Origin of the sequence: Terasakiella brassicae, from assembly GCF_014641495.1 — a bacterium.
Classification (GTDB): Bacteria; Pseudomonadota; Alphaproteobacteria; order Rhodospirillales; family Terasakiellaceae; genus Terasakiella; species Terasakiella brassicae.
The window spans coordinates 56,152-73,211 of the sequence record NZ_BMHV01000006.1 but is presented as its reverse complement, the minus strand read 5'-3'; the positions used below and the strand labels follow the sequence as shown (position 1 = coordinate 73,211).

Below are 17,060 nucleotides of genomic sequence, written 5' to 3'. Positions count from 1 at the left end.
GTTTCCGATTCAGTCTCTAATCGAAAAGGTTAAATTATCATATCCTATTTTCATGGAATGGTAAGATGGAAATTAGGAAACTGTCATGCAAAGAACCATTGATCAAATTATCTCTCCGGTCTCTACATCCGATGGGGCCGGTGTGAAAATAAAACGGGCAATTGGAACATCGACATTGGATCATTTGGATCCTTTCCTTTTGCTGGATGTTTTTGGATCGGAAAAAGGTACGGATTATATCGCCGGTTTTCCTGATCACCCCCACCGTGGATTTGAAACTGTCACCTATATGTTGAACGGTAAAATGCGCCATCGTGATAGTGCTGGCAATGAAGGATTGCTGGAAACCGGTGGGGCACAATGGATGACGGCAGGGCGTGGTCTGGTTCATTCTGAAATGCCGGAACAAAGCGAGGGATTGATGAAAGGGTTTCAAATCTGGGTCAATCTACCGGCTGATAAAAAAATGATCCCACCGCGTTATCAGGACATTCAACCCGATGCGATTCCAACGGCCCACATAGACGATCGGGCTGAGGTTAAAGTTATTGCCGGGCAGCTGTTTGATCTTGTCGGTCCGATTTCTGATATTGCGACAAAACCGTTATTTATCGATGTCATCTTAAAACCAAATCAGGAATTAAGCCTTCCCGTACCAGAAGGACAAACGGCATTTCTTTATATTTATGAAGGAAAAATGCATTTGGATGGGGAAGATATAGAAACCGACCGTCTGGTTATTTTGGAAGATGGTGATGAAGTGAGCGTTCTGTCCTGTACGCAGGAAACCCGTTTTATCTTGCTCGCAGCAGATCCGATTTGTGAACCGATTGTCCGCTATGGCCCGTTTGTAATGAACAGCCGAGAAGAGATTTATCAAGCCTTTGAAGATTTTAAAAACGGTAGTTTCTAAAGAAAAGGCCCCTGTTATCTTATAGGGGGGGCGGACTGCTAACAAAGTTTTTTGAATAAATCGTCAATCACAAACCGTCATCCTGCACTTGATGCGGGATCCATTTAAAATCAATAAGAGGAATTTCTCATGCGATATCAATGGATCCCCGATCAGGGTCGGGGATGACGGTTTAGGGCTTTGTCAAATAGTCTGAGCCTTTTTATTTTTATGGAATGAGAATGGTTGACCCTGTGGTCTTGCGATCTTCAAGATCCCGATGGGCTTGCGCGGCGTCTTTGAGGTCATATTTTTGATTGATATGGATTTTAACGGCACCAGATTTTACAACATCAAACAGGTCATTGGCGGCCCATAACAAATCATCACGTTTGGCAACGTAGCTCATTAAAGTGGGGCGGGTGATGAAAAGGGAGCCTTTTTGTGCCAGCAAAGCCGGGGAAAAATCGGGAACGGGGCCTGTGGCATTGCCGTAAGTCACCATCATCCCAAGGGGGCGTAAACAATCAAGGGAACCTTCAAAGGTGGCTTTGCCGATGGAATCATAAACCACAGGAACGCCTTCGCCATTTGTCAGTTCACGTACCCGGTCTGTAAAGTTTTCCTCCCGATATAGAATGGGGTAATCACACCCCTGTGCCTTGGCCAGTTCTGCTTTTTCAGGGGAACCGACCGTACCGATGACCGTTGTCCCTAATGATTTTGCCCATTGGGTTGCAATGGTGCCAACCCCGCCGGCGGCTGCATGAAAAAGAATGGTATCTTGTGGGCCGACTTTATAAATCCGGCGCAATAAATAATGCGCGGTCATGCCTTTTAACATCATGGCAGCGGCCGTATCGAAATCAATTTCATCGGGCAGGGGAATGACGACATTTTGGTCGAAATTTCCAAGCTCGGTGTAACAGCCAAGAGCGGCCCCAATACAGACCCGTTGACCGATTTCAAATTGATCAACATCACTGCCCAAGGCCTCAATAATCCCTGCGCCTTCCATCCCGATGGCGTGGGGCAGGGTGGGGACTGGATAAAGACCACTGCGGTGATAACAATCAATGAAGTTTAAGCCGATGGCTTTAAAACGAATTTGTACTTGATTGGCGGTGGGGGCAGTGACGGTGATATCGTCATAAGACAGTACTTCCGGGCCACCGGGTTTATGGATACGAACGGCGTGGGTCATTTATCGGTCCTTCCTGTGTGTTTTATTTGTTTAATGTACTTAAGACGGCTTTTTCCATACGCAAGAGCTGTTCTTTGGTCTCAATCCCATCACCGCCGGAATATCCTGTCATTTTTCCACCAGCCCCAAGCACACGATGACAGGGGATAAGGATGGGAATAGGGTTTTTTCCGCATGCGCCCCCGACAGCTTGGGCTGCAGAATGAATGTTTTTGGCAATATCGCCATAGGTCCAGGTCTCGCCAAAGGGGATTTGTTGCATCTGGTCCCAGACTTTTTTCTGATGTTCTGTTCCCATTGGATCAAGGGGAAGGTCAAATTTTGTCAGTTTTGCGCTGAAATAGGCAGATAATTGTGCCTTTGCTTCTTTCAGCAAAGGCGTTTCCACACCGGCAGGGGCTTGTCCCCATTCAACGACCACAATTTTTCCATCCTCTTCAAAAAGGGAAAGGGTACCAACCGGGGTCATAAGGGAGCTGCACAGGATATCCATAAGGTTTTTTCTTTCTTGTTTGTGGCTTAAACATAACGTTTACGAAAATAATCCACGCTGTCAAACTGCATATGGAGTTTTCACCTTATATTATATATGACCCATGAAGCTTATTAGAGGGGACTTTGTTTTGTAAGATCATTCAAATGTGCTTCCAACATAGAAGGTTCGGTTAAGGGCGGGGAACAGGTTGCATTCTGACAGACATAGGCAGTTGCCTTTTGGTTATACAGAACCTTGCCTTGTAGAATTTCAGGGGTATTTTGCTGATTTTGACCATCTCCTAGTAGAACTTTTCGAGTGGGAGAAGGATATAAATAAGCCTTATTTATCAATGAATTGATATCATTTGTTCCGGTTTTTCCAACAACAACGATGGTTTCCATTGCTTCAAACCGAATAAGGGCGCTGCATAGTCCGGGGGCGGCAAATATTTGATTGGGATCGTCATTGCCAAACAATTGCATCAATTGATTGAAGCGTTCCTGATACTTGGGATTGCCACTCAAATGATAAAGATCACACAAAACATGAGCCATTAATCCATTACCCGAAGGGGTCGCACTATCGTTGATTGGTTTGGGCCGCACGTTTAAGCCTTCGACCGTTTGTTTATCGGCAAAATGATATCCGTGATTTTCAACATCCCAAAAATGATCTTCTAAATGATCAGACCATTTTAGACAGTCTTGGTAATATGAGGTGTGTCCTGTGGCTTCATATAAGGCGAGGGCGGCCAGACAAAGATTGGCGTAATCTTCCAGATAAGCCGTGGTCGAATGACGGCCTTTAAACCAGCTATGATAAAGGATACCCTCTTTGATCATGGTCTTTTTCAAGGTGGCATAAAGGTCTTGTGCTTGTTTGATCCAGTCAGGTTGATCAAAAACGAGGGCGGCTTCAGACAAGGCCTTAATCATCATCGCGTTCCAGTCGCATAGGACTTTATCATCACGTGCGGGCCATATGCGTTTTTTACGCTCCTGATACAGGGTTTGACGCAGTTTATCTAATTTGTCTTCTTGAGCCGGGTTTTCAAACGGAGTTACGCGGCGCAAGATATTGTGGCCTTCCCAATTTCCCTGTGAGCTAACGTCATAGGCTGTTTTAAAGAGGGGAGAGTCGTTTTCTAAAAGCCGATCAATTTCATCTTCGTTCCAGACATAGAACTTGCCTTCGACACCTTCGCTATCGGCGTCATAGGCACTGGCAAGGGCAAAACCGTTGTCGGTTTCCACGCGCATTTCATTGAAAATCCAGTCGATGGTTTCAAAGACGCTGCGCTTGAATAAGGGGTTTTGATGTTTGCGCCAAACCATTGTGAGTAGGGAAACAAGTTGGGCATTGTCATAAAGCATTTTTTCAAAATGCGGCGCCAGCCATTCTTCATCGGTCGAATATCGGGCAAAACCGCCGCCTAAATGATCATAAATTCCGCCCAGACACATTTTTTCCAGACTGAGGCAGAGAAGGTGATCAATTTGCGGGTTTTTCTTTATCCAGTTTGTACGCCATAAAAAATCAAGCAAAACCGGTTGTGGAAATTTCGGGGCGCCCTGTAATCCGCCATGAACAGGATCAAGATTTCGCTGGATAAAAGGAAGAGTATCGCACATGGCTTTTAGATGAAGCCCGCCATTGCCGCGTGGTTTGCTCATATCTTCCAAGGCATCGGCAATGGCCGTGACGTTCTGGCTGACATCCTCTTTTTTACTGTGATAAATATCGGCGATGGTTTTTAAAACGTCTTTAAAAGACGGACGACCATAAAGGGCTGTCTTCGGAAAATATGTTCCCCCCCAGAAAGGCTGTCCGCTTGGTGTTAAAAACATGGTCAAAGGCCAGCCACCGGGTTGACCGAGAACGCTTAGCGCACGTTGATAAATATGGTCCACATCGGGATGTTCTTCACGGTCCACCTTGATATTAATGAATAACTCATTCATCAATTGGGCGGTTTCTATATCTTCAAACGATTCATGGGCCATGACATGACACCAGTGGCAGGCAGCATATCCAACTGACAACAGAATGGGTTTATCTTCGGATTTTGCTTGTGCAAAGACGCCATCGTTCCATATTTTCCAATGGACGGGATTGTCTGCATGTTGCAAAAGATAGGGGCTGGTCGATTGTCCAAGCTGGTTTTGGGACATAATCCGCACTTTCGTTTTCTTTGCTGGTTGTTTCCAGCTTTTCGTGTTTCGAAAAAAAGTACAACCCTTTTTTCTATGAGGGATAGACCTGCACGCAAAAGATTGTCACATTAGACAGAGATGGCCCTCAGCTGAATGTTGGAAGAATATGATGAAAATTACGATAAATATTGATTGCACGCCTGAAGAGGCCCGTACCTTTATGGGATTGCCGGATGTGAAGCCCATGCAGGAAATGATGATGAAAGAAGTTGAAGAGCGGATGAAATCCAATCTTAATGCCATGGACCCTGAAACATTGTTTAAAACCTGGCTTCCGGCCGGGATCTCCAATATGGAGCAATTGCAGAAAATGTTTTGGGCACAATTTAACAATGGCCCAATCGGCGGCTCTTCTAAAGAATAAAGAAAAAAATGAACGATCAAACAATTTATGCACTGGCCAGTGGCGCCGGGCGTTGCGGTGTTGCGGTTGTCCGCCTGTCGGGACCGCAGGCCTTTTCTGTCTTATGCCGATTGTCCGGTAAATCAGATTTTAAGGCACGTTATGCGCATCGCGTGCAATTGATTGATCCTGTTGAGGGCGATCCGATTGATGACGGATTGGCCCTTTATTTTCCTGCCCCTCATAGCTTTACCGGTGAAGAGGTTGTTGAATTTCAAATCCACGGCGGGCGGGCGGTTGTGCAGGCATTACTGGATAGTCTTGCCCAAATGGACGGTCTGCGTTTGGCGGAACCGGGAGAATTTACCCGTCGGGCCTTTGAAAATGACAAGATGGATTTAACGGCGGCAGAAGGTCTTGCAGATTTGATCCATGCTGAAACGCGCGCGCAGGCCAAGCAGGCCTTGCGTCAGATGGAAGGGGCGTTGGGCACTTTATATAATGACTGGGCGGATCGTATTTTACATATCCTTGCGCATTTTGAAGCTGTGATTGACTTCCCCGATGAAGATTTACCTGAAGAAGTCGAAGCCGGTGCGCGGGCCAAGGTAGCAAACTTACAGCATGAAATCGAAGATCATTTAAAAGACGGTCATCGTGGGGAGCTTCTGCGTGATGGTGTACGTCTGGCGATTGTCGGGCCACCGAATGCAGGAAAATCCAGTTTATTAAACCAATTGGCAAAACGCGAAGTCGCCATTGTGTCTGATATCGCCGGGACAACACGGGACATTATTGAAAGTCATCTGGATATCGGGGGCTATCCAGTCGTTGTCTCCGATACTGCCGGATTGCGCCATAGTGAAGATGTGATCGAAATGGAAGGCGTGCGCCGTGCGCAGGATCGGGCACAATCATCTGATTTGAAAGTGGTGATGTTTGATGCGGCAGACTGGCCTAATCTCGATCAAAAGACTTTGGATCTGATTGATGATGACAGTCTGGTTGTTCTTAATAAAATGGATCAGGCAAAACCCGATGTTGCTGATATAGGTGGGCAGAAACCGATATATATGTCAGCTAAATCAAAAGAGGGACTGGTTGACTTTTTCAAACGTTTGGAAGAAGAAGTGGCGACGCGTTGTATGATGACAGGCGCACCGGCCTTGACACGCGCGCGACATCGCGAAGCCTTGGAAGATTGTGTTGAAGCCCTTGTTCGTTTTGCCGAGATTGATCTGCCGGAACTGGCGGCTGAAGATTTGCGCATGGCGACACGTGCGTTAGGGCGCATCACTGGGCGAATCGATGTGGAAGATGTGCTTGATGTCGTCTTTAGTGACTTCTGTATCGGGAAATAAAGTGTTTCACGTGAAACACAAACCCTGCATTTCGTAAAATAAGATGAATGAAAACATCAAATCTGGCTTTACGCGCAGGTTATGAACGGTGTTTTCCACTGTTTTATCCATAGGCTTTAAATAAGTCTATTTTCCAAATTGACTTCACCGGGTGTGATACATACATTGCGCCTTATGAAAACATATGACGTGATAGTGATTGGCGGCGGGCATGCCGGTTGCGAAGCCGCAGCAGCAAGCGCGCGAATGGGGGCCAAGACCCTTCTTCTCACACAAAGATTAGACGCAATTGGTGAAATGTCGTGCAATCCGGCGATTGGTGGATTGGCGAAAGGTCACCTCGTGCGCGAAGTTGATGCGCTTGACGGTATTATGGGCCGCGCGATTGATCAGGGCGGTATCCAGTTTCGCATGCTCAATCAATCCAAGGGTCCAGCCGTGCGCGGACCGCGTGCACAAGCTGATCGCAAGCTTTATAAACAAGCTGTTCAGGCGTTGTTATCCACACAGGATAATCTGGAACTGATGGAAGGCACCGCCGAAGATTTGACACTGGAAAATGATGATCAACGTGTCAACGGTGTGGTGTTGGGTAATGGCGAAACTTTGCGGGCCGGGGCGGTGATTTTAACCACAGGCACCTTCCTGCATGGGCTTATCCACATTGGTAAAGAAACATGGCCGGCAGGGCGCATGGGGGATGAACCGTCTATCGGTTTGGCAGAAACCTTATCACGTTTGAAATTTAATCTTGGTCGTTTAAAAACCGGGACACCCGCGCGTCTGGATGGCAAAACAATCGATTGGGATGTTTTGCAACGACAAGATGGCGATACACCGCCGCAGCCGTTTTCCTTTTTGAATGATGAAATTACCACGCCGCAAATTCCGTGCTATATCACGCGTACAACGGAAGAAACCCACGAAATTATTCGATCTAATATGGATCAGGCACCGGTTTATTCCGGGCAAATTCAAGGGCGCGGGCCACGTTATTGTCCATCGATTGAAGATAAAGTCGTGCGTTTTGCGGAAAAGACCAGCCACCAAATTTTTCTGGAACCGGAAGGATTGGATACGGACAGTGTTTATCCCAATGGGATTTCAACGTCTTTACCACGCGATATTCAAATGGCCTTTATGCGATCTATTCTCGGTTTGGAAAAGGTCGAGGCATTAAAGCCCGCTTATGCCATTGAATATGATTTTGTGGATCCGCGTGAATTGCGCGAAACCTTTGAAACCCGCAAGGTCAGCCATTTGTATTTTGCCGGCCAGATTAATGGCACGACCGGCTATGAAGAAGCTGCCGCCCAAGGTTTAATGGCCGGGGTCAATGCCGCGCTAAAAGCATCAGGTAACGAGGATCCGTTTATTTTTGATCGAGCCACCGCTTATATCGGTGTGTTGGCAGACGATTTGGTGACCAAGGGAACGAACGAACCTTACCGCATGTTTACCTCACGGGCAGAATATCGTTTGATTTTGCGTGCCGATAATGCCGATCAACGCTTAACCCGTCGCGGGATAGAGATCGGCTGTGTGGGTGCAGAACGGGCAGGGGTCTTTGACGCCAAAGAAAAAGCAATTTTAGAAGCAAAAGCCCGCATGATGGAAATTAATGCCACACCGCAGGAATTGGCAGAATACGGTATTAAGGTCAACATGGATGGTCAACATCGTAGTGCGATGGCCCTGTTGGCTTATCGGGATGTCACGCTGGATCGTCTAAAAGGGATTTGGCCGCAATTGGGTGATATCACCGGCGCGGTGGCCGAACAGGTTGAAATTGAAGGCCGCTATGCGGGATATCTGGAACGTCAAGAATCTGATATTCGGGCCTTTCGCCGGGATGAATCTTTGGAACTGCCAGCAGATTTGGATTATATGGCGATCGAAGGAATGTCAACGGAAGTGCGCTCAAAACTGGCGGAACATAAACCCTCAACGCTTGGGGCTGCCGCGCGAATTTCAGGCATTACACCGGCGGCTTTAACCGCTTTGCTGGGATATGTTAAGCGCAATAAATCGAACAGAGTCGCTTAGAGTTAATTTGTTGCATTTGTTTCACGTGAAACAGGGATAATTAACAAGACTTGTTTTAGAAATTAGGGTAGATTTGTCGATAGAACGACATTTGCAGGGGTAAAATGGGATTTCAGGCACAACAAGATCAATGGAATGCACTCGATGTTTCACGTGAAACATTGGATCGTCTCCAAGCTTATGGGGACCTATTGGTCAAATGGCAGGCTAAAATCAATCTGGTCAGTAATTCAACATTGGATGATTTATGGACCCGTCATCTTTTGGATTCTGCGCAAGTCTATCCCTATCTGCCTGAAAATTGTAAAACGCTGGTCGATATCGGATGCGGGGCAGGTTTCCCCGGTTTGGTTTTGGCAATTATGGGGGTGGAAGATGTTCATCTGGTTGACTCCGATGCCCGTAAGATGGCTTTTGTCCGCGAAGCCGCACGGGTGACGGAAACCCACGTTACCATTCATAATTGCCGAATCGACGATTTAAAGGAAAGCGGTTTTGCCGATGTCGTGACATCTCGGGCTTTGGCGAATCTTGAGAAACTCTTGTCTTTTTCTGCACAGTTGCGAAAACCGGATGGACGTTGCATTTTCCTGAAGGGCCGCAAGGCTGAAGAAGAAATAAAAGACGCCCGCAAAGTATGGGATTTTGACTGCGATACTGAACAAAGTTTATCAGACCCGGAAGGGCAGATACTCATCATCGAAAGGATGACACCTAAATGACGCAATCAATTACACCGCGTATTATTGCCGTCGCCAACCAAAAGGGTGGGGTAGGTAAAACCACGACAACGATTAATCTGGCAACGGCTTTGGCTGCTGTTGGTAAGCGCACACTCGTTCTGGATCTTGATCCACAAGGCAATGCCAGTACGGGATTGGGGGTTGATCATGACCAACGCAGCCGGAATGCCTATCATGTTTTGATGGGCGATATTTCGCTGGATGCGGCTGTTCAGGATTGTAAAATCCCCAATTTGTCGATTGTGCCCAGTGGGTCCGATCTGGCCGCCGCCGAGATTGAAATTCCCGAATTGGATCGTCCGCAGTTTTGCTTGAAAGAATCTATAGAAGGTATCAGCGGCTACGATTTTGTATTAATTGATTGTCCTCCGGCTTTGGGTATGTTGACGATCAATGCGCTTGTGGCTTCCGATGCGGTGATGGTGCCCTTGCAATGCGAGTTTTTTGCTTTGGAAGGGATTTCGGCCCTTGTGAAAACCATTGAACGGGTCCGCAAAAACTTCAATCAGAAACTTGAAATTCAGGGCATTGTTTTGACCATGTTCGATAAGCGCAATAATTTGAGCGATATGGTCGCCAGTGATGTGCGTGAATTTTTTGGGGAAAAGGTCTATGAGACGGTTATTCCCAGAAATGTGCGGGTTTCAGAGGCCCCCAGTCATGGAAAACCGGTTCTTTTATATGATCATAATTGCGCGGGATCGAAAGCTTACCTGCATCTCGCCAGCGAAGTCTTAAAACGCGAAAACAGGAGCGCAGCATAAAAATGGCAAAAGAAACGAAACGCCGCAGTCTTGGTCGGGGGCTTTCTGCCCTTTTGGGTGAAGAAACCGCCAGCGTTGTTGAAGATCAAACCTTGTCGTCAGAGGAAAATACAACGGCTTCGGGCCGCAGCGGTGGCGATGTGGTGCCGTTTTCCAGTGGCAATCAAAAAACAATCGCCATTAGCAAGCTGATCCCCGGTAAATATCAGCCGCGTACACATTTTGAAGAAGATGCGATTGAAGGCTTGGCTTCTTCTATTAAAGAAAAAGGGATTTTACAGCCGATTTTGGTGCGCCCTCATCCAGAACGTCCCGGCGAATATGAAATTATTGCCGGGGAACGCCGCTGGCAGGCTGCACAACGCGCGCAATTGCACGAAGTTCCGGTCATTATTAAAGAAATGGATGATCGTGATGCGGCTGAAATTGCCTTGGTGGAAAACCTGCAACGCCAGGATTTATCCCCGTTGGAAGAAGCCGAAGGGTATAACCGTTTAATGGCGGAATTTAGCCATACACAGGAAGCATTATCCAAAGCCTTGGGGAAAAGCCGTTCCCATGTTGCCAATATGATGCGTCTGTTGGCCTTGCCGAGTGAGGTAAAATCTTTCCTTGAAGATGGTTTGTTATCCACGGGTCATGCGCGGGCCTTGTTGAACTGCGAACAACCAGCAGAAATTGCCAAGCAGGTGATTAAAAAGGGACTGAATGTTCGCCAAACCGAAAGTCTGGTTAAAACAGCGGGTGTCCAGTCTCGTCCCAAAGCGAAAAAAGAAAAAGATACCGATACGATTGCTTTGGAACGTGATTTAACAGATCTTTTAGGCGTTAAAGTTGATATTAAGGCGAGCCAAAAAGGCGGGGCGCTGACGTTACATTACAGCTCATTAGAACAACTGGATGATCTTCTTCACCGTTTAAGTCATGGTCAGCATGGAAAAACAGGCCAAGATCAATCAGAAGAACTTGATCCGGTGAGCCCGTTTGAAGTTGAAGAAGAATTAAACAAACTTTGATGACTTTAAATATTAACAAAACATTAAGAGGCTCAAAAAAATGAGCCTCTCAGGTTATTAACAAAGCCCTGTCTTGTCATCCTCGACCCTGATCGGGGATCCAGTCTTCGCGGATTTTAAACATTAACCCTTTGATTTTAAATGGATCCCGCATCAAGTGCGGGATTGACGATTTTTGATTGGCGAGTTATCCAAAGCACTTTGTCAGCAGTTTGAGGATCAAAAGAATGAGCCTCTTTTTTTATATGATCAGATTTGATGAAGCTAAAGTCTTAATCGGAGCTTTTCTTCCTGAACTTCAACACCCCATTGAGTGTCGAGCTTACTTTCTTCTAAAGTAAATCCAAACCGGCGATAGAGGTGGCCGGCGGGCTCCAGTCCGGCTAAGGTCCAAAGATAAATCGATTCGTACCCTTTGGTTTTGGCAAAATCGATAGTGGATTGTAGAAGACGTTTTCCAAGGCCTTGTCCTTTGGCGTCCTCGTGCAGAATAAACCATCGAAGATGAGCCCCATCTTTTTCAGCATGGGAGCCATCCAATGTAATGGTCCCGTAAAACTCACCATCCTTTTCCAGTGACCAGATGCAAGAGACATCTTTATCATAACATTCCATAAACATGGAAAGTTCGCTGGCAACTTTGCATTCAAAAAATTTCCAGAATTTCCATTTTTCAATATAGGCGCGCCCATGCAAGGCCGCAGTCCGTCCGATCAGACCGGGTTGATAACCCGTCAGGAGATTGAAGTCTTGTGCTTTGCTCATTTTCTTTACATCTGCAAAAATACATTATAAATACTAATTAAGACTAGATTATCAGGTTAAAAAATGGCTATAAATAGGAAATATTGCAATAACGGAATGCAAAAATGCAGAACTGGGATGATTTACGCTATTTCTTAGCTGTCGCACGTAGTGGGAGCTTCTCTGCTGCGGCTGAGAGCCTGTCTGTCAATGGCTCAACAGTCGGTCGCCGCATTGATCAGCTGGAAGAAGATTTAAAATGCAAACTATTTGATCGTTATCGTTATGGTATGAACTTGACTCCGCAAGGGCGGACCTTGTTGGATCATGTTCAACAAATGGAAAAATCTGCAAGCAATCTGGAACAAACCCTTAAAGGAGCAGATGATGCACTGAATGGTCAGGTACGTATTTCAGTCACCGATGGGTTGGGGTCTTTTTGGCTGACACCAAATTTAGCTGATTTCCAAAAATCCTACCCACAGATCAGTCTGGAGATGGCCAGCGAAAGTCATTTTGTGAATTTGGCAAACCGGGAAGCTGATATTGCCATTCGATTGAGCAAACCGGATGATCCGGCCTTAATTGCCCGTAAAGTCGGGATTGTGCCGTTTCATGTTTTCGCGGCGCCAAGTTACATTGATCGTTATGGTGAACCGCAGAACTGGGCGGATTTGAAAGGTCACAAACTGGTGGATTATTTCGGCTATAAGGAAAGTAAGGCTTTATCCCTTTGGCAGGAAACGGTGAAACATCATGATCAGGTGGTTTTTCAAACCAATAGCGCCATGAGTTTTGTCAGCGCTTTGCGGGCCGGCATGGGCATGGGGATGTTGCCACGTTTTTATCGCCATGCCGTGAGCGATTTGATCGAGCTTGATTTACGTGCAGACCTGTTTGAAATGCCGATTTATCTGGTGACCCATGAGGAAACCAGTCAAACGGCCCGTATTCAGGCGGTGAAGGATTATATCGGGGCGCTATTTGATCGTGATCGTCGTGCCTGGTTCAGCTAACGCCGGGGGGCACGTGCGGCTTGGGCGATGCGCATCAAGGCGCGTGAACAAACGGTTTCCGGTGGATTTCCGGTTATTTTACAATCACGTTCGGCCTCTGTCAGAATATCCAAGGCCAGAGCAATCCGATGTAAGTCCCAGCTTACCAGTTGTTTTTTAAAGGCAGGAACTTGCTTAAAGATAATAGGTGGGCGAAGTTTTTTTATGGCTTCTTCCCCATTATATCCTTTTTGCATGAAACCTTTGGCTAAATGCAGGCGATGAAAATGGCGCGCGAGCATGCGCAAGATCATAATGGGCTGGTTTCCCTCGTCAAAACAGCGCATCAAGGCCGTTTCAAGCTGCGCATGATCCCCATTGGCGGCAGCGATGGTGACATTATCTAAAGAAAAAGCACCGCTATCACCGATACAGGCCATTGCATCATTAAGGGTTACGGTTTTTTCCTCCCCCATATAGATGGCGAGCTTTTCCAGCTCCCCCCGGCTGACTTGGCGATCAGAACCCAGATGATTGAGCAAATATCCCATCGCATCGCGATCGGCATTCAAGCCATGCTTTTGCAGGGTTTCGCGCACGACATCGGACAGATTACGGCCTTCGTCCCCATAACAGGCAACGACCGCTGCGATGGATTTTTCGCTTTCAAAGAGTTTTCGCAATGTGGATCGTGCGCTTAAATCCCCACCTTCCAAAACGATCAAAGCATCGCCGATAGGATTACTGAAGTAAGTCTTAAAAGCGGCTGTCAGGCTGTCGGCAGCGTCCTGAATGCGGATAAAACGCCGCCCGCCTGTCAGAGACATGGTGGCGGCTTCGTCGGCGATCAAGGCCGGGTCGGATTTAATGTCACCGGCTTGTAAAACAACACTGTTGAACGGATCGTTTTCATCGTCGAGAATCGTTTTCCCCAATATTTTTCCGCGCTCAAATACCAATCCTTGATCGGGGCCATATAACAAAATACAGCGCACATCCGGCGAAGGCGATTTGATAAATCCGTCTGCTTTTGCTGCACTGATTTTCATATGACGGCCTAAAAACCCGTTATTTCATGATACGGATTGGTTTTTCCGTTTGGGATGCGGGCGATTTATTAAGTAAATGAACGGCGATTCTACGATGGATATCGCGGGCAACGGATTTAATTGCACGTGTACGGGCATCGCGTTTGGCAAACTCCGTTCCGGTCGGGGAATTCAAGATATTAAAGGCAACGGTTGAACGGCTTAATCCATTTAAAGGTGCGTTTCCCCTAAACTCAAAGAAAGCGGAAACAATCAGGTTTGCACGGGTGGCAAATTCATTTTTTCCGATGCCCGTATTGCTTTGTGTTTCGTTATAAATGATTTTCAGCTTGTACGCCGGGTGTGTCGGTCGTCCCTTTGGATTGAACAAATTCAACAATTCATTATGAAGCATTTGCCCTTCACGGTCTTCAATTTCATATATCCAGACTTTGGCCAGTTCATTTTTCATAATCTGGTTTTCAGCGGTTTTTCGTTTGCCATGAACGGGTTGAAAGCCGCAGGCGCCAAGACCTGCGACAATCAAAAGACAAACAAAAACTTTTAATATGAAAGAGTTACGCGACGACATTGATAATCCGCTTTGGTACAACGATGACTTTACGAGCTGGCTTTCCATCCAGAATAGCTTGCACTTTTTCAGAGGCCAAGGCCAGCTTTTCAATTTCTTTGATATCCATATTGACCGGAACTTCCAATTGGTCGCGGCGCTTGCCGTTGACTTGGATCGGCATAACGATGGTATCTTCTTTGAGAAGGCTATCATCGGCAACCGGCCAGGAAACCTCGCATAAAATGCTGTCATGGCCGAGTTCGGCCCACAGTTCAGCGGCGATATGCGGTGTCATCGGGGCAATCAAACGCACAAGATATTCATAACCTTCGCGCAAGACCCAGGCATCATCACCTTCAACGCCATCCAGTGTGCCCAATGTATTGGTCAATTCACGCAGACGGGCAACGGCCTTGTTGAAGTGGAATTTGCCCAAATCATCGGTGACGGCAGCGATTGTTTTATGAACTTGTGCGCGGACCTTTTGTGCCTCATCAGAAAGCGTTGCAGGTTGTGCCGTATCTTTGGCCGGATAAGCTGCCTTTGGTTCGGTGATTAAGCGCCAGAGACGGTTCAGGTAACGCCATGCCCCGTCTACCCCGGAATCTGTCCATTCCAGATCACGTTCCGGCGGGCTGTCAGACAGCATGAATAAACGCGCGGTATCCGCCCCGTAAGAAGAGATAATCAGTTCAGGATCGACAACGTTTTTCTTGGATTTGGACATCTTGATGGATGGGCCAACGTTGACCGCCCGGCCATCATTTTTGTGAATGACCTGACCGTCTTCATTTCGGACCGCATCACTGGGTAACATCCAGTTGCCATCGGCGTCTTTATAGGTTTCGTGGCAGATCATGCCTTGTGTCAAAAGACCGGTAAACGGTTCTTCTGCAGATAGATAGCCGCATTTCTTCAAGGCGCGTGTGAAGAAACGTGAATAAAGCAGGTGAAGAACCGCATGTTCAACACCACCGATATATTGATCAACCGACATCCAGTAATCAGCCGCCGCTTTATCGATGCCGTTTTCCGATTTTGGGGAACAATAACGTGCGAAATACCAGCTCGATTCGAAGAAGGTATCAAATGTATCGGTTTCACGGCGCGCGGCTTTACCACAGCATGGGCAATCAACATGTTTCCAGCTGGGGTGACGATCCAGCGGGTTGCCGGGTTCGTCGAAATCGACATCTTCGGGCAACTCGACCGGAAGCTGGTCGGCAGGAACTGGCACAATGCCGCAGCTGTCACAATGAATAACCGGAATGGGGCATCCCCAATAGCGTTGGCGTGAGACCCCCCAATCGCGCAGACGGTAATTGACCTCTTTTTCACCGATGTTCAGCTCAGCACATTTGGCAAAAATGGCTTTTTTGGCTTCGGCAACGCTCATACCCGTCATAAAATCGGAATTGATCATGACACCATCATCGGTGAAAGCGTCATTTTCGATGGTAAAGCTTTCAGGGTTTTCCAGATCGGCCGGGGCGACAACCGGAACAACGGGCAGGTCGTATTTGCGGGCGAAATCCAGATCGCGTTGATCCCCGCTCGGGCAGCCGAAAATGGCGCCTGTGCCGTATTCCATCAAAACAAAGTTGGCGACATAAACCGGCAGTTCCCAGCTTTCATCCAGCGGATGTTTGACTTTCAGCCCGGTATCGAATCCTTTTTTCTCCGCCTTTTCGATGGCCTCTTCGGATGTACCTGTTTTATTACATTCCTCAATAAAGGCCTGTAAGTCCGGATTCGTTTCCGCCAATTCAACAGCAATCGGATGGTTGGCGGAAATGGCACAGAAAGACGCGCCATATAAGGTATCGGGGCGGGTGGTATAAACCTCCAGCGAATCGTCGCGATCCACCAATTGCCATTTCAGGCGCATGCCCTCAGATCGACCGATCCAGTTTTCCTGCATGATGCGGACTTTTTCCGGCCAGCGATCAAGGTCTTTAAGAGCGGTGCGCAAATCTTCGGCATAATCGGTGATTTTCAGGAACCATTGGTTCAGTTTACGGCGTTCCACCGGGGCACCGGACCGCCAGCCACAACCGTCAACAACCTGTTCGTTGGCGAGAACGGTATTTTCGACCGGATCCCAGTTGACCCAGCTTTCCTTGCGATAAACCAGATCATTTTCCAGAAAATCGAGGAACATTTTCTGTTCGTGGCGATAGTACTGCGGATCACATGTGGCAATTTCGCGGTCCCAATCATAAGACAAACCCATTGTTTTGAGCTGGGCACGCATGTCTTCAATATTTCTATAGGTCCATTGGCCGGGGTGAACACCGGCATCCATTGCAGCATTTTCCGCCGGCAGGCCAAAGGCATCCCATCCCATTGGATGCAGAACATTAAAACCCTGTGCCTTTTTATAACGCGCAACCACATCGCCAAGTGTATAGTTACGCACATGACCCATATGAATCCGGCCGCTGGGATAGGGAAACATTTCCAGCACATAATATTTTTCCTTATCCGGGTCTTCTGTGACCTTAAAGGTTTGATTTTGATCCCAGTAGGACTGCCATTTAGATTCGGTTTCTTTAAAATTATATCGGGCCATGATCGTTATGTCTTACTTGTTCTAAAAGAAGTCATCCCGAACGTCCTGTCCGGGATGCATGATTTTAACAGCTTTTATATCGTGCGC

At 47.2% G+C, this 17,060-nt stretch carries 15 protein-coding genes; 8 read left to right on the top strand and 7 right to left on the bottom strand.

Annotated elements, in window-relative coordinates; translation table 11 throughout:
- Positions 1-85 precede the first annotated feature (85 nt).
- Entirely contained in the window at positions 86-913 is an 828-nt protein-coding gene (locus tag IEW74_RS05540) for a pirin family protein (protein WP_188662541.1), read from the top strand.
- Between the two features lie 208 nt (positions 914-1,121).
- Here the strand turns inward: IEW74_RS05540 and IEW74_RS05535 are convergent, their stop codons facing one another.
- The 3 genes from IEW74_RS05535 to IEW74_RS05525 form a co-directional block, all read right to left on the bottom strand.
- A complete protein-coding gene (locus IEW74_RS05535; protein WP_188662539.1) occupies positions 1,122-2,096 on the bottom strand; it encodes a quinone oxidoreductase family protein in 975 nt (324 codons plus the stop codon).
- Between the two features lie 22 nt (positions 2,097-2,118).
- Complete coding sequence (locus tag IEW74_RS05530) at positions 2,119-2,589, bottom strand: methylated-DNA--[protein]-cysteine S-methyltransferase (RefSeq protein ID WP_188662537.1); 471 nt, start codon at positions 2,587-2,589, stop codon at positions 2,119-2,121.
- A gap of 113 nt (positions 2,590-2,702) precedes the next feature.
- Positions 2,703-4,745, bottom strand: a complete 2,043-nt coding sequence (locus IEW74_RS05525) for a thioredoxin domain-containing protein (protein WP_188662535.1) — start codon at positions 4,743-4,745, stop codon at positions 2,703-2,705.
- A 151-nt stretch (positions 4,746-4,896) separates the two neighbouring features.
- Here IEW74_RS05525 and IEW74_RS05520 point away from each other — a divergent pair, with 151 nt between their 5' ends.
- From IEW74_RS05520 to IEW74_RS05495, 6 genes are all read left to right on the top strand, one after another.
- Positions 4,897-5,151, top strand: coding sequence for a DUF6489 family protein (locus IEW74_RS05520; protein ID WP_188662755.1), 255 nt, complete (start codon positions 4,897-4,899; stop codon positions 5,149-5,151).
- A gap of 8 nt (positions 5,152-5,159) precedes the next feature.
- The gene (mnmE, locus tag IEW74_RS05515; protein ID WP_188662533.1) at positions 5,160-6,491 is read left to right on the top strand and encodes a tRNA uridine-5-carboxymethylaminomethyl(34) synthesis GTPase MnmE; all 1,332 of its coding nucleotides are present in this window, start codon (positions 5,160-5,162) and stop codon (positions 6,489-6,491) included.
- 174 nt (positions 6,492-6,665) lie between these two features.
- The gene (mnmG, locus tag IEW74_RS05510; protein ID WP_188662752.1) at positions 6,666-8,537 is read left to right on the top strand and encodes a tRNA uridine-5-carboxymethylaminomethyl(34) synthesis enzyme MnmG; all 1,872 of its coding nucleotides are present in this window, start codon (positions 6,666-6,668) and stop codon (positions 8,535-8,537) included.
- 104 nt (positions 8,538-8,641) lie between these two features.
- Positions 8,642-9,259, top strand: a complete 618-nt coding sequence (gene rsmG, locus IEW74_RS05505) for a 16S rRNA (guanine(527)-N(7))-methyltransferase RsmG (protein WP_188662531.1) — start codon at positions 8,642-8,644, stop codon at positions 9,257-9,259.
- Positions 9,256-10,044 (top strand): ParA family protein, encoded by a 789-nt coding sequence (locus IEW74_RS05500; protein ID WP_188662529.1) that lies wholly within the window; start codon positions 9,256-9,258, stop codon positions 10,042-10,044. Before rsmG ends, IEW74_RS05500 begins: the two co-directional genes overlap by 4 nt.
- Positions 10,045-10,046: 2 nt before the next feature.
- Positions 10,047-11,060, top strand: a complete 1,014-nt coding sequence (locus IEW74_RS05495) for a ParB/RepB/Spo0J family partition protein (protein WP_188662527.1) — start codon at positions 10,047-10,049, stop codon at positions 11,058-11,060.
- Positions 11,061-11,324: 264 nt separating this feature from the next.
- Here IEW74_RS05495 and IEW74_RS05490 read toward each other — a convergent pair whose 3' ends face one another.
- Entirely contained in the window at positions 11,325-11,825 is a 501-nt protein-coding gene (locus IEW74_RS05490; protein WP_188662525.1) for a GNAT family N-acetyltransferase, read from the bottom strand.
- Between the two features lie 104 nt (positions 11,826-11,929).
- Here IEW74_RS05490 and IEW74_RS05485 point away from each other — a divergent pair, with 104 nt between their 5' ends.
- Positions 11,930-12,820 carry a LysR family transcriptional regulator gene (locus IEW74_RS05485; protein ID WP_188662524.1) on the top strand — a complete coding sequence of 297 codons (891 nt, stop codon included), beginning with the start codon at positions 11,930-11,932 and terminating at the stop codon, positions 12,818-12,820.
- Here IEW74_RS05485 and holA read toward each other — a convergent pair.
- Genes holA through leuS form a run of 3 tightly spaced genes read right to left on the bottom strand, consistent with a single transcriptional unit; the run spans position 12,817 to position 16,973 of the window.
- Complete coding sequence (holA, locus tag IEW74_RS05480) at positions 12,817-13,848, bottom strand: DNA polymerase III subunit delta (protein WP_188662521.1); 1,032 nt, start codon at positions 13,846-13,848, stop codon at positions 12,817-12,819. The two genes, IEW74_RS05485 and holA, sit on opposite strands and share 4 nt — an antisense overlap.
- A gap of 19 nt (positions 13,849-13,867) precedes the next feature.
- Positions 13,868-14,419 carry a hypothetical protein gene (locus IEW74_RS05475; RefSeq protein ID WP_188662519.1) on the bottom strand — a complete coding sequence of 184 codons (552 nt, stop codon included), beginning with the start codon at positions 14,417-14,419 and terminating at the stop codon, positions 13,868-13,870.
- Positions 14,406-16,973 (bottom strand): leucine--tRNA ligase, encoded by a 2,568-nt coding sequence (leuS, locus tag IEW74_RS05470; protein ID WP_188662517.1) that lies wholly within the window; start codon positions 16,971-16,973, stop codon positions 14,406-14,408. The genes IEW74_RS05475 and leuS overlap by 14 nt, the downstream gene beginning before the upstream one ends.
- Between the last annotated feature and the right edge of the window lie 87 nt (positions 16,974-17,060).

Coding starts and splice junctions, on each gene's coding strand:
- IEW74_RS05485 (WP_188662524.1), top strand. CDS start 11,930: ATGCAGAACTGGGATGATTTACGCTATTTCTTAGCTGTCGCACGTAGT.
- IEW74_RS05535 (WP_188662539.1), bottom strand. CDS start 2,096: ATGACCCACGCCGTTCGTATCCATAAACCCGGTGGCCCGGAAGTACTG.
- mnmE (WP_188662533.1), top strand. CDS start 5,160: ATGAACGATCAAACAATTTATGCACTGGCCAGTGGCGCCGGGCGTTGC.
- IEW74_RS05500 (WP_188662529.1), top strand. CDS start 9,256: ATGACGCAATCAATTACACCGCGTATTATTGCCGTCGCCAACCAAAAG.
- holA (WP_188662521.1), bottom strand. CDS start 13,848: ATGAAAATCAGTGCAGCAAAAGCAGACGGATTTATCAAATCGCCTTCG.
- IEW74_RS05540 (WP_188662541.1), top strand. CDS start 86: ATGCAAAGAACCATTGATCAAATTATCTCTCCGGTCTCTACATCCGAT.
- IEW74_RS05490 (WP_188662525.1), bottom strand. CDS start 11,825: ATGAGCAAAGCACAAGACTTCAATCTCCTGACGGGTTATCAACCCGGT.
- IEW74_RS05475 (WP_188662519.1), bottom strand. CDS start 14,419: ATGTCGTCGCGTAACTCTTTCATATTAAAAGTTTTTGTTTGTCTTTTG.
- IEW74_RS05520 (WP_188662755.1), top strand. CDS start 4,897: ATGAAAATTACGATAAATATTGATTGCACGCCTGAAGAGGCCCGTACC.
- mnmG (WP_188662752.1), top strand. CDS start 6,666: ATGAAAACATATGACGTGATAGTGATTGGCGGCGGGCATGCCGGTTGC.
- IEW74_RS05525 (WP_188662535.1), bottom strand. CDS start 4,745: ATGTCCCAAAACCAGCTTGGACAATCGACCAGCCCCTATCTTTTGCAA.
- IEW74_RS05495 (WP_188662527.1), top strand. CDS start 10,047: ATGGCAAAAGAAACGAAACGCCGCAGTCTTGGTCGGGGGCTTTCTGCC.
- rsmG (WP_188662531.1), top strand. CDS start 8,642: ATGGGATTTCAGGCACAACAAGATCAATGGAATGCACTCGATGTTTCA.
- leuS (WP_188662517.1), bottom strand. CDS start 16,973: ATGGCCCGATATAATTTTAAAGAAACCGAATCTAAATGGCAGTCCTAC.
- IEW74_RS05530 (WP_188662537.1), bottom strand. CDS start 2,589: ATGGATATCCTGTGCAGCTCCCTTATGACCCCGGTTGGTACCCTTTCC.